Source organism: Pseudomonas sp. LBUM1649, from assembly GCF_059716155.1.
On the sequence record NZ_CP166807.1, the window covers coordinates 1,093,096 to 1,105,295 of the forward strand.

Annotated in this window: 10 protein-coding genes; 9 read left to right on the plus strand and 1 reads right to left on the minus strand. The window is 60.5% G+C overall.

Annotated features, from left to right (window positions below; translation table 11 throughout):
• Positions 1–8 precede the first annotated feature (8 nt).
• The 9 genes from pilW (at position 9) to ACA058_RS04930 (ending at position 9,995) form a co-directional block, all read left to right on the plus strand.
• Positions 9–767, plus strand: coding sequence for a type IV pilus biogenesis/stability protein PilW (gene pilW, locus ACA058_RS04890; RefSeq protein WP_497638101.1), 759 nt, complete (start codon positions 9–11; stop codon positions 765–767).
• A complete protein-coding gene (locus tag ACA058_RS04895; protein ID WP_497638102.1) occupies positions 767–1,789 on the plus strand; it encodes a RodZ domain-containing protein in 1,023 nt (340 codons plus the stop codon). The genes pilW and ACA058_RS04895 overlap by 1 nt, the downstream gene beginning before the upstream one ends.
• A 3-nt stretch (positions 1,790–1,792) precedes the next feature.
• The gene (gene ispG, locus ACA058_RS04900) at positions 1,793–2,902 is read left to right on the plus strand and encodes a flavodoxin-dependent (E)-4-hydroxy-3-methylbut-2-enyl-diphosphate synthase (protein WP_007944259.1); all 1,110 of its coding nucleotides are present in this window, start codon (positions 1,793–1,795) and stop codon (positions 2,900–2,902) included.
• Between the two features lie 37 nt (positions 2,903–2,939).
• Positions 2,940–4,229 carry a histidine--tRNA ligase gene (gene hisS, locus ACA058_RS04905; protein ID WP_497638103.1) on the plus strand — a complete coding sequence of 430 codons (1,290 nt, stop codon included), beginning with the start codon at positions 2,940–2,942 and terminating at the stop codon, positions 4,227–4,229.
• Between the two features lie 41 nt (positions 4,230–4,270).
• On the plus strand, positions 4,271–4,912 hold the full coding sequence (locus ACA058_RS04910) for a tetratricopeptide repeat protein (protein ID WP_497638104.1): 642 nt from the start codon (positions 4,271–4,273) through the stop codon (positions 4,910–4,912).
• On the plus strand, positions 4,905–6,056 hold the full coding sequence (bamB, locus tag ACA058_RS04915; RefSeq protein ID WP_408599845.1) for an outer membrane protein assembly factor BamB: 1,152 nt from the start codon (positions 4,905–4,907) through the stop codon (positions 6,054–6,056). Before ACA058_RS04910 ends, bamB begins: the two co-directional genes overlap by 8 nt.
• Positions 6,057–6,306: 250 nt before the next feature.
• Complete coding sequence (gene der / locus ACA058_RS04920; RefSeq protein WP_160390245.1) at positions 6,307–7,776, plus strand: ribosome biogenesis GTPase Der; 1,470 nt, start codon at positions 6,307–6,309, stop codon at positions 7,774–7,776.
• 291 nt (positions 7,777–8,067) lie between these two features.
• Positions 8,068–9,216 (plus strand): pyridoxal phosphate-dependent aminotransferase, encoded by a 1,149-nt coding sequence (locus ACA058_RS04925; RefSeq protein WP_497638105.1) that lies wholly within the window; start codon positions 8,068–8,070, stop codon positions 9,214–9,216.
• Positions 9,204–9,995, plus strand: a complete 792-nt coding sequence (locus ACA058_RS04930; RefSeq protein WP_497638106.1) for an amidohydrolase — start codon at positions 9,204–9,206, stop codon at positions 9,993–9,995. The genes ACA058_RS04925 and ACA058_RS04930 overlap by 13 nt, the downstream gene beginning before the upstream one ends.
• Positions 9,996–10,171: 176 nt before the next feature.
• Here ACA058_RS04930 and leuA read toward each other — a convergent pair whose 3' ends face one another.
• A complete protein-coding gene (gene leuA, locus ACA058_RS04935) occupies positions 10,172–11,851 on the minus strand; it encodes a 2-isopropylmalate synthase (RefSeq protein WP_497638107.1) in 1,680 nt (559 codons plus the stop codon).
• Positions 11,852–12,200 lie beyond the last annotated feature (349 nt).

Genomic DNA, 12,200 nt, shown 5'->3' on the forward strand with positions numbered 1-12,200 from the left:
GGAACTCCATGTCCCTGCGCTTTGCGCTGCTTTTGCTATTGGCCAGCCTGTGTGCTGGCTGTGTGCTTTCGGGCGACTACAACCCGATGAAGACCAGCAAAGGCCGTGACGAGGCGCGCGGGGCCTACGTGCAATTGGGCATCGGTTATTTGCAACAGGGCATGACCGAGCGCGCAAAAGTGCCCTTGAAGAAGGCGCTGGAGCTGGACGCCGCAGACCCGGACGCCAATGCGGCGCTGGGGTTGGTGTTCCAGGCCGAAATGGAACCGGAGCTGGCTGACGAGCATTTTCGCAAGGCGCTGTCTTCCCGTCCCGCCGATGCGCGAATCCTCAACAACTACGGCAGCTTTCTCTACGAGCAGAAACGTTACAAGGAAGCCTACGAGCGCTTCGAACAGGCCGCCGCCGATACCCTGTATCCTGAGCGTTCTCGAGTGTTCGAGAACCTCGGCATGACAGCCTCGATGCTTGGCCAGCGTGAGTTGGCCCAGCAACAACTGGAAAAAGCCCTGCGTTTGAATCGACAACAGCCTCGGGCATTGCTGGAAATGGCTGAGTTGTCTTACGAAGACAGGCATTATGTGCCCGCGCGTGACTATTACGACCGTTTTAGCCTGCTTGCCGAGCAAAATGCACGTAGTCTATTGCTCGGCATTCGGCTGGCAAAAGTGTTTGATGATCGCGACAAGGCCGCCAGTTCTGGCCTGCAATTAAAACGACTCTATCCCGGTACACCGGAATATCAGCAATACCTGTCGGAGCAATGATGAAAGCGGCGCATCCCGAAGTTGTAGCAGCGAATCGCGTTAACCCCGGTGAGACCTTGCGCCAGGCCCGCGAAAGCAATGGCTGGTCGCTGGCCGAAGTGGCCCTCAAGCTCAACCTTACCGTCAATTCCCTGAGCAATCTGGAAGCCGGTGCTTTCGACAAGCTGCCGGGGCATACCTTTGCCCGCGGCTATATTCGCGCCTATGCCAAATTGCTCGGCATGGACCAGGCCGTTCTGGTCCAGCAGTTCGACCAATCCACCGGTACCGATTCCAAGGGCAGCAGCGTTCACAGCCTGGGCCGTATCGAAGAGCCAGTGCGCGTGTCCCACACTATCTTGCGCATTGTCAGCCTGTTGTTGCTGGTGGCCGTGGTGGGTGGCGGGTTTATCTGGTGGCAGGACCAGACCTCACAGCGCACCAAGGACCTGATCAGCCTGAGCCCGGAACACGTTGAAGTCGAAGGCGCCGACGGCACCACCCAGATTCATCCGCTGGACGAGCCGGAAGACCAGGCTGTCGCCGAGGGTGAGGCGCAAAACGCAACGGCCCTGGCATTGCCGCAGGCCGACACCGCGACTCAGGCACCGACTGAAACGCCAGCGGCGGCACCTGTTGCGTCGGCCGCCGCCGCTCCGCTCGTCGCCACACCAGCGGCGCCAGCCCCGGTTGTTCCTGCCGTTGCGGCGCCGGCGGTGACTGCGCCGATTGCTCCAGTGCCAGCACCAACCGCTGCGGCTCCAGCTCCAGCTCCAGCTCCAGCAGCGCCTGCGGTGGCTGGCCAGGGCCAGGTTCAATTGCAGTTCACTGCCGATTGCTGGACCCAGGTGACCGACGGCACCGGTAAGGTGCTGTTGAGCGGTCTAAAGCGAAAAGGCGATAGCGTTTCCTTCAGTGGCAAGCCGCCGTTTTCCGTGCGCCTGGGCTTCGCCCGCGGTGCGCAGGTCAGCTACAACGGTCAGGCGGTCAATGTCGCTCCGTTCACCAGTGGCGAGACTGCTCGCCTGAAGTTGGGTCAATAAGTCATGCACGGCGAATCTCCAATCAAACGTCGCGAATCGCGCAAGATCTGGGTCGGTAACGTACCTGTTGGCGGCGATGCGCCTATCGCTGTGCAAAGCATGACCAACAGCGACACCAACGACGTCGCTGCAACCGTTGCGCAGATCAATCGCCTGGAAGCCGCGGGTGTCGATATCGTGCGGATCTCCGTGCCGGACATGGACGCCGCCGAGGCCTTCGGCAAGATCAAGCAGCTGGTCAAGGTGCCATTGGTCGCCGACATTCACTTCGACTACCGGATCGCCTTGCGCGTGGCCGAACTGGGCGTTGACTGCCTGCGGATCAACCCGGGCAACATCGGTCGCGAAGACCGCGTGCGTGCGGTGGTCGACGCCGCCCGCGATCGCGGTATTCCGATCCGTATCGGGGTGAACGCCGGCTCCCTGGAAAAAGACCTGCAGAAAAAATACGGCGAGCCGACGCCCGCCGCGCTGGTCGAATCCGCATTGCGCCACGTCGAGCACCTTGAGCGCCTGAACTTCCAGGACTTCAAGGTCAGCGTGAAGGCCTCCGATGTGTTCATGGCTGTCGAAGCCTACCGCTTGCTGGCCAAGGAAATCGTCCAGCCGCTGCACCTGGGGATTACCGAAGCCGGTGGTTTGCGATCAGGCACAGTGAAATCTGCCGTGGGCCTCGGTATGCTGCTCGCCGAAGGGATTGGCGATACCATTCGCATCTCGTTGGCGGCTGACCCGGTCGAGGAAGTGAAAGTCGGCTACGACATTCTCAAGTCCCTGCATCTGCGTTCCCGTGGCATCAACTTCATCGCCTGCCCGAGTTGCTCGCGGCAGAACTTCGATGTGGTGAAAACCATGAACGAGCTGGAAGGACGCCTCGAAGACCTGCTGGTGCCGCTGGATGTTGCGGTGATCGGTTGCGTGGTCAACGGCCCGGGTGAAGCCAAGGAAGCCCATATCGGCTTGACCGGCGGCACGCCAAACCTGATTTACATCGACGGCAAGCCGTCGCAGAAATTGACGAATGACAATCTGGTGGATGAGCTTGAACGCTTGATCCGCCAGAAAGCGGCCGAAAAGGTCGAAGCTGACGCAGCGGTTATCGCGCGCGGCTGAGCCCGACTGAAGAGCCGAACGAATTTAAGGATTTAATGTGAGCAAGTCTCTGCAAGCCATACGTGGCATGAACGACATCCTGCCCGAACAGACCCCCCTGTGGCGTCATTTCGAAGGTACTGTTTCGCGTTTGCTGGATAACTACGGTTACAAGCAGATCCGCATGCCGATCGTCGAGTTCACCGAGCTGTTCAAGCGCTCCATCGGTGAAGTGACCGACATCGTCGAAAAAGAGATGTACACCTTCGACGACCGCAACGGCGATTCCCTGACCCTGCGCCCTGAAGGCACAGCAGCCTGCGTGCGTGCGGTGCTCGAACACGGCATCACCGGCGGTGGCCAGGTGCAGAAGCTCTGGTACATCGGCCCGATGTTCCGCCACGAGCGTCCGCAGAAAGGCCGTTATCGCCAGTTCCACCAGATCGGTGTCGAGGTGTTCAACCTCGACGGTCCGGACATCGACGCCGAGCTGATCGTGCTGACCTGGCGCCTGTGGGGCGAGCTGGGCATCCGCGATGCGGTCAAGCTCGAACTCAACAGCCTGGGCACCAGCGAGTCCCGTGGCCGCTATCGTGAAGCGCTGGTCGAGTTCCTGTCCGGTCACCTGGACAAGCTGGACGAAGACAGCCAGCGCCGCCTGAAGACCAACCCGCTGCGGGTCCTGGACACCAAGAATGCCGACACTCAGGCGATTCTGGTCGATGCGCCGAAAATGGCCGACTACCTCGACGAAGAATCCCGTGTGCATTTCGAGGGCCTCAAGGCTCGCCTGGACGCCGCGGGCATTCCCTACGTGATCAACCCGAAGCTGGTTCGCGGGCTGGACTACTACAGCAAGACCGTTTTCGAATGGGTCACCGACAAACTGGGTGCCCAGGGCACGGTATGTGCCGGTGGTCGTTACGACGGGCTGGTCGAGCAGATGGGCGGCAAGCCGACTGCGGGCGTCGGTTTCGCCATGGGCATCGAGCGCCTGGTATTGCTGCTGGAAACCCTGGAGCAGATCCCGCAAGAGATCTCCCGTCAGGTCGACGTCTACCTCTGCGCCTTCGGTGAAGCCGCCGAGCTGGCTGGCCTGACCCTGGCCGAGCGCGTGCGCGACCAGTTGCCCAACCTGCGCCTGCAAGTCAATGCCGGCGCTGGCAGCTTCAAGAGCCAGTTCAAGAAAGCCGACAAGAGCGGTGCGCTGTACGCACTGATTCTCGGTGACGATGAAATGGCCCAGCAAGTGGTAGGTTTCAAACCCCTGCGTGGCCAGGGCGAACAACAAAGCATTGCCTGGGATGCGCTTGCTGCACACCTGGCCACCTGCGTCGTGCAGGGTTGAAGCTGTCATAACAGCCGAATTAGCGATTAAGGAGTATTGGGGTGTCGAGTACCGAAGACGAACAGCTGGCGGATTTTAAGGAATGGTGGTCACGCAACGGCAAGCCCCTGGTCACTGGCGGCCTGTTGGCGCTGGTCATCGTGTTCGGTTGGCAGGCGTTCCAGAAGTATCAGAGCAACCAGTCGCAAGGCGCCTCGGTGCTCTATCAGCAATTGCTCGAAACCACGCTGACGCCTGACGGCAAGCCTGATGCGGCGCGTGTCTCGGACTTGGCCGGCAAGCTCAACAGCGAGTTCGGCGGTAGTGCCTATGCGCAATACGGCAGCCTGTTCGTGGCGAAAGTCGCGGTCGACAGCGGCAAGCTCGATGACGCAGCCAGCGAGCTGAAGGCCATCGTCGCCAAACCGGCCAACCCGGCACTGGGCGAAATCGCCCGTCAGCGCCTGGCGCAGGTACTGGCCGCGCAGAACAAGACCGATGAAGCCCTGAAGCTGCTTGAAGGCGATGCCGACAAGGCCTTCCTGGCCACTCGCGAAGAACTCAAGGGCGACCTGCTGGTGCAGCTGGGTCGTACCGACGAAGCGCACGCGGCGTATCAAAAAGCCAAGGCGGCACTGTCGGATGAAGCGGCGGTCGGTGGCCTGCAAATCAAGCTGGACGACCTGGCCAAAGGGGATGCGTGACGTGATCCGTTGGAAGCATGCAGCATTGCTGGCCCTGGCCATTTTGGCCGCGGGTTGCAGCAGCAACAGCAAGAAAGAATTGCCACCGGCCGAGTTGACCGACTTCAAGGAAGAAGTGGTCCTGCAAAAGCAGTGGAGTCGTTCGATCGGTGACGGTCAGGGCGAAACCTACAACATGCTGGTTCCGGCCATCGAGGGCGATACCATCTATGCCGCCGATGTCACCGGTGTGGTGATGGCACTGGATCGCAGCAACGGCGACGTCAAGTGGAAGAAAGATCTCGAACTGCCTGTTTCCGGCGCCGTTGGCGTGGGTTACGGTCTGCTGACGATCGGTACGATCAAGGGTGAAATCGTTGCCCTGGACGCCATCAACGGCGAAGAGAAATGGCGCGCTCGCGTGTCCAGTGAAGTCCTCGCACCGCCGGCCAATAATGGCGATGTGGTCGTGGTTCAGACCCAGGACGACCGTTTGATCGGTCTGGATGCCGCCACCGGCAACCAGCGCTGGTTGTATGACAGCACCCCGGCGGTGCTGACCCTGCGCGGTACCAGCGCACCGATCGTCACCAACCGCCTCGCGGTGGCTGGCTTTTCGACCGGTAAAGTGGTCGCTCTCGACATTTCCAACGGCGTGCCGGTGTGGGAACAGCGTGTAGCGATCCCGCAAGGTCGTTCGGAACTGGAACGTGTTGTCGACATCGACGGCGGCTTGCTGTTGTCCGGTGAGACGATTTATGTCGCCAGCTACCAGGGTCGCGTTGCGGCACTGGACCTGCAAAGCGGCCGTCAGCTCTGGCAGCGTGATGCTTCCAGCTACGCCGGTGTCGCCCAGGGTTTCGGCAGCGTCTACGTGAGCCTGTCTTCGGGCACTGTTGAAGGCGTCGACGAGCGTTCCACCACAGCCTTGTGGAGCAACGATTCGCTGGCTCGTCGCCAACTGTCGGCTCCGGAAGTGTTCTCCAGCTACGTTGCAGTCGGTGACCTGGAAGGTTACCTGCACCTGTTGAGTCAGGTGGACGGTCGATTCGTCGGCCGTGAGCGCATCGACAGCGACGGCCTGCGTGCGCGTCCGCTGGTGGTGGGTGACACGATTTATGTATATGGCAACAGCGGCAAACTGGAAGCCCTGACCATTAAGTAAGAACTATGCTTGGGGTTAACCACCCCTGGCTGCTTCACTTGCGGGTATGAATGTGGGAGCGAGCCTGCTCGCGATGGACGTCAACGAATACGTTTGCGTCCTGAATAAACGCGGTGCCCTGGCGTTTTTCGTCGGAACGCCGCCCGGAGCCGGCTCGCTCCCACAGACAAGCGCACAGTGTTGCCCCGAGCACCAGCCGCTGCCTCGCAGCGGCTTTTGTATTTTCTGAAATAACGAAGTGGAGAGCCGCATGGTTCCCGTAATCGCCCTGGTGGGCCGACCGAACGTCGGCAAGTCCACCTTGTTCAACCGCCTGACCAGGACTCGTGACGCCATCGTCGGCGACTTGTCCGGTCTGACCCGTGATCGCCAATACGGTGAGGCCAAGTGGCAAGGGCGTTCCTACATTCTGGTCGACACCGGCGGTATCTCCGGTGACGAGCATGGTATGGACGAAAAAATGGCCGAGCAGTCGCTGCTGGCCATTGAAGAAGCGGATGTTGTTCTATTCCTGGTAGATGCCAAGGCCGGTTTCACCGCCGCCGACCAGATGATCGCCGAGCATTTGCGCAAACGTAACAAGCGTTCCTACGTGGTTGCCAACAAGGTCGACAATATCGACCCTGAAATGGCCCGCGCCGAATTCGCTCCGTTGGGCATGGGCCACGCGATCCCGATCGCCGGTGCTCATGGCCGCGGCATCACCCAGATGCTGGAAATCGCCCTGAGCGAGTTCCCGAAAGACGAAGAAGAGCCGGAAGAAGGCGAGGAAGAGGACGTCGCCGAAGGCGAGGAAGCCAAGCGCATTCCTGGCCCGAGCGAAAAAGACGGGATCAAGATCGCGATCATCGGTCGCCCGAACGTCGGCAAGTCGACCCTGGTCAACCGTATGCTCGGTGAAGACCGGGTCATCGTCTACGACCAACCCGGCACCACCCGCGACAGTATCTACATCCCGTTCGAGCGTAACGACGAGAAGTACACGCTGATCGACACCGCCGGTGTGCGCAAGCGCGGCAAGATCCACGAAGAAGTCGAAAAGTTCTCCGTGGTCAAAACCCTGCAAGCGATCAAAGACGCCAACGTGGTGATCTTCGTGATGGACGCCCGCGAAGGCGTGGTGGACCACGACCTCAACCTGCTGGGCTTTGCCATTGAATCGGGTCGTGCGCTGGTCATCGCGATCAACAAGTGGGACGGCATGACGCCGAGCGAGCGCGACTTCGTGAAGGTCGAGCTGCAACGTCGGCTGTTCTTCGTTGACTACGCCGACATCCACTTCATCTCGGCACTGCACGGCACTGGCGTGGGCAATCTCTACGCCTCGGTACAGAACTCGTTCAAGTCCGCGGTCACCCGCTGGCCGACCAACCGCCTGACCCAGATCCTGGAAGACGCGGTTGGCGAGCACGCGCCACCGATGGTCAACAACCGCCGGATCAAGCTGCGTTACGCCCACTTGGGTGGTGCGAACCCGCCGATCATCGTGATCCACGGTAACCAGATCGAGAAGGTGCCGAAGTCGTACGTTCGTTACCTGGAAAACACTTACCGTCGTGTCTTGAAGCTGGTTGGTACGCCGATCCGCATCGAGTTCAAGGGCGGCGAGAACCCGTACGAAGGCAACAAGAACTCGCTGACAGACCGTCAGGTCAACAAGAAGCGTCGCTTGATGTCGCACCACAAGAAGGCCGACAAGAAGCGCCGCGACAAGCGCTGATTCACCACCCCACACCTTTGTGTGGGGGCTTCTGTGGCGAGGGGATTTATCCCCGTTGGGCTGCGTAGCGGCCCTGATCCTGTGAGTAAGGTGCAGCAGGCACAGCACATTTACAGGGTTTACGACTACTTCGTAGCCGAACGGGGATAAATCCCCTCACCACAGAGTAATGCGGTGAATGTATTAGAAAAGGGGTACCGGTAGGCAGCCTTTTTTTGTGGGCGCTGAATGGGCTATCCTCGGGCTCTCCCGCGCCGCCGTTAGAGCCGGGTGTAGAGCAGGGAATCCTCGATGATCACCAGTAAGCTGCCGAATGTCGGCATCACTATCTTCACTCAGATGTCTCAGCTCGCGGCGCAAACCGGGGCGATCAACCTGTCCCAGGGTTTTCCCGATTTCGCTGCCCCGCAGGCCCTGTGCGATGCGGTCGGTCGGCATATTGCCAGTGGCCACAACCAGTATTCGCCGATGACCGGCCTGCCGGCGCTGCGTCAGCAGATTTCGGCGAAGATCGCTCGCAACTACGGCGTCAACGTGGATGCCGAGCATGAAGTGACGGTTACTCCCGGCGCCACTCAAGCGATCTTCTGTGCGATTCAGGCGGTTATCCACAGCGGCGACGAAGTGATTGTGTTCGATCCGTGCTATGACAGTTACGAGCCCTCGGTGGAGCTGGCCGGCGGTCGTTGCGTGCATGTGCAGCTCGGGCTGGATGATTTCTCCATCGACTTCCAAAAGCTGGCTGAGGCGATAACGCCGCGCACGCGAATGATTGTGCTGAACACACCGCACAACCCGAGTGGTGCGCTGATCAGCCGTGCCGAGCTGGATCAGTTAGCGGATCTGATTCGTGATCGCGATATTTATCTGATCAGCGACGAAGTCTACGAACACCTGGTGTTCGACGGTGTGGCGCACGTCAGCGTGCTCAATCATCAAGAGCTGTACGAGCGCGCCTTTGTGGTCAGCTCGTTCGGCAAGACCTATCACGTCACTGGCTGGAAAACCGGCTACGTGGTCGCGCCACCGGCCCTCACGGCGGAGCTGCGCAAGGTGCACCAGTACGTGAGTTTTTGCGGCGTGACGCCGCTGCAATATGCCTTGGCCGATTTCATGGCCGAACACCCGGAACACGTGGAAGAGCTGCCGGCGTTCTATCAGGCCAAACGCGATTTGTTCTGCGATCTGCTGGCGCCTTCGCGCTTCAGTTTCACCCGGGTGGCCGGTACGTACTTCCAGCTGGTCGACTACTCGCAGATCCGTCCGGACCTCAATGATGTGGAAATGGCCCTGTGGATGACCCGCGAACATGGCGTGGCGAGTATTCCGATCTCGGTGTTCTACCAGACGCCACCGGTCGGCCAGCGCCTGGTGCGTCTGTGCTTTGCCAAACGTGAGGAGACCCTGCGTGAAGCAGCGGAAAAACTATGCGTGATCTGAGTGCGCTGCCGAACCTGACCGTTGCGCTGATCCAGACCACCCTGGCCTGGCATGACCGCCAGGCCAACCTGGAGCATTTCGAGCCGTTGCTGGAACAGGCTCGCGGCGCGGATCTGATCATTCTGCCGGAGATGTTCACCACCGGTTTCTCGATGGAGTCCGAGACCCTCGCCGAAGCGGAAAACGGCCCCACCAGCAAATGGCTGCGGGCGCAGGCTTTGAAGCTCGATGCGGTGATCACCGGTAGCGTGATTGTGCAGGCCGCTGATGGCAGCCATCGCAACCGCCTGTTGTGGGCACGGCCGGACGGCGAAGTGTGGCACTACGACAAGCGCCATTTGTTCCGCATGGCCGGTGAACATAATCACTACACCCCCGGCGAGCGCCAGGTGCAGTTCGAGCTCAAGGGCTGGCGAGTGCGACCGCTGATTTGTTACGACCTGCGTTTCCCGGTGTGGAGCCGTGACCCGCAGGACACGGACTTGCTGCTCTATACCGCGAATTGGCCGGGTGCACGGCGCCAGCACTGGAACCGTTTGCTCCCGGCGCGGGCGATCGAGAACCTTTGTTATGTGGCGGCGGTAAACCGCATCGGCACAGACGGCAAAGGCTTTGCCTATACCGGTGACAGTCAGGTGCTGGACTTCCAGGGCGAGACGTTGCTCAGTGTTGGCGAGGCTGACGGGGTGTTCAAGGTGGTGCTGGATGCGGCAGAACTGGCGGCCTACCGCACGCGGTTTCCGGCGAATCTTGATGCCGATACCTTCGAGTTTACGTGACAGATCGTTCCCACGCTCTGCGTGGGAATGCCTCAGGGGACGCTCCGCGTTCCAGCTGTAAAAAGGGACGCGGAGCGTCCCGGGCTGCATTCCCACGCAGAGCGTGGGAACGATCAAGGCAAAACAAAAAGGCCCCGAGATTCGCATCTCGGGGCCTTTTGTGTTTCAGCGATGGCTTACGCCGCTTTCGCTTCCGGCAGACTCAGCGAGCGGTTCAGCGCGCTGAACAGGGCCTTGAAGCTGGCGGTGGTGATGTTTTCATCGATGCCCACGCCGTGCACCGCACGCTCGCCATTCACTCGCAGTTCAATGTAGGCCGCGGCCTTGGCATTGGTGCCCGCGCCGATGGCGTGTTCGTTGTAGTCCATGATTTCCACCGGGATCGGCAGACCGGCCACCAGTGCTTCCAGGGCGCCGTTGCCCTTGCCGCGCCAGTGCAGGTTGGTTTCGCCCTGGCCTTTGCTGGCCACTTCCACTTCGACGGCACTGTGGCCGTTTTCTTCCTGCAGGCGATGGCTGACCAGCGCGTACGGGGTGTTGGCCTGCAAGTACTCGCTGTGCAGCAGCGCGTGGATTTGCTGGGCAGTCATTTCCAGGCCCAGGCGATCGGTTTCACGCTGCACGACCTGGCTGAACTCGATCTGCATGCGACGCGGCAGGCTGATGCCGTATTCCTGCTCCAGCAAGTAGGCGATACCGCCCTTGCCCGACTGGCTGTTGACGCGGATGACCGCCTCGTAGCTGCGGCCGATGTCGGCCGGGTCGATCGGCAGGTACGGCACTTCCCACAGGGCATCGGATTTCTGCTGGGCGAAGCCCTTGCGGATCGCATCCTGGTGCGAGCCGGAGAACGCGGTGTGCACCAGGTCGCCGACGTACGGGTGACGCGGGTGCACCTGGATCTGGTTGCACTCTTCGACGACTTTACGCACGCCGTCGATGTCGGAGAAGTCCAGCTCAGGGTGCACGCCCTGGGTGTAGAGGTTCAGGGCTACGGTCACCAGGTCGACGTTGCCGGTGCGCTCGCCGTTGCCGAACAGGCAGCCTTCGACACGGTCGGCGCCGGCCATCAGGCCCAGCTCGGTGGCGGCAACGCCGGTGCCACGGTCGTTGTGGGTGTGCAGGCTGATGATCACGCTGTCACGACGGTTGATGTGGCGGCCGAACCATTCGATCTGGTCGGCATAGATGTTCGGGGTCGCGCATTCGACGGTGGCCGGCAGGTTGAGGATCATCTTGTGCTCGGGCGTCGGATTCCAGACTTCGATCACCGCATCACAGACTTCCTTGGCGAACTCCAGCTCGGTGGCGCTGAAAGTTTCCGGCGAGTACTCGAAGGTCCACTGGGTTTCCGGTTGCTGGGCGGCGTACTTGACGAACAGCTTGGCCGCGCTCACGGCGATTTCCTTGATCCCGTCCTTGTCCTGGTTGAAGACAATGCGGCGGAAGGAAGGGGAGGTGGCGTTGTACAGGTGAACGATGGCTTTCTTCGCCCCACGCAGGGATTCGAAAGTGCGTGCGATCAGGTCTTCACGGCCCTGGGTCAGCACCTGGATGGTGGTGTCGTCCGGGATGTGGCCACCTTCGATCAAGCTGCGCACGAAATCGAAGTCGGTTTGCGAAGCGGCCGGAAACGAGGCTTCGATTTCTTTCACGCCGACAGACACCAGGGTTTTCCAGAAACGCAGCTTCTTGACGGCGTCCATCGGTTCGATCAGCGATTGGTTGCCGTCACGCAGATCGGAGCTGCACCAGATCGGCGCGGCGGTGATGGTCTTCGACGGCCAGGTGCGGTCCGGGATATCGATGGTCGGGAACGCGCGGTATTTCGAAGACGGGTCTTTGAGCATGCTCATCGGGAAATCCTTATTGTGTGGGCCGAAAAAAGGCGGCCTGCCGGTGGATCAAATGTTCTTGGAGTAACGCTTGGGATGAGGCGCCGCGATTCAGCCCGGCAGTCGTGCGCTGACAAGGCACAAGCTGCGGTGCTGACGAAGCTGAATGAGGGTGTGAGAGGTTTTCATGTCTTCAACCCTAACCGCGGGGGTGAAGGATGGCAAGCGGTCGAAAAAAATTGAGAGGAATCCTCTTCAGGACATCTGTAACGAGATTATATTGCTGAGAATCGTGATGATCTTGAGGTTGTTTGTGCAAGGTTTGAGCGATGCGCAATCGGCAGTTGGAGCGCCGCGTCCTCGCAGCGGG

Bases quoted from the DNA above. Each gene is read 5' to 3' on its own strand.
- ACA058_RS04925 (WP_497638105.1), top strand. From the start codon at position 8,068: ATGATCACCAGTAAGCTGCCGAATGTCGGCATCACTATCTTCACTCAG.
- ACA058_RS04930 (WP_497638106.1), top strand. From the start codon at position 9,204: ATGCGTGATCTGAGTGCGCTGCCGAACCTGACCGTTGCGCTGATCCAG.
- ACA058_RS04895 (WP_497638102.1), top strand. From the start codon at position 767: ATGAAAGCGGCGCATCCCGAAGTTGTAGCAGCGAATCGCGTTAACCCC.
- pilW (WP_497638101.1), top strand. From the start codon at position 9: ATGTCCCTGCGCTTTGCGCTGCTTTTGCTATTGGCCAGCCTGTGTGCT.
- leuA (WP_497638107.1), bottom strand. From the start codon at position 11,851: ATGAGCATGCTCAAAGACCCGTCTTCGAAATACCGCGCGTTCCCGACC.
- bamB (WP_408599845.1), top strand. From the start codon at position 4,905: ATGCGTGACGTGATCCGTTGGAAGCATGCAGCATTGCTGGCCCTGGCC.
- der (WP_160390245.1), top strand. From the start codon at position 6,307: ATGGTTCCCGTAATCGCCCTGGTGGGCCGACCGAACGTCGGCAAGTCC.
- ispG (WP_007944259.1), top strand. From the start codon at position 1,793: ATGCACGGCGAATCTCCAATCAAACGTCGCGAATCGCGCAAGATCTGG.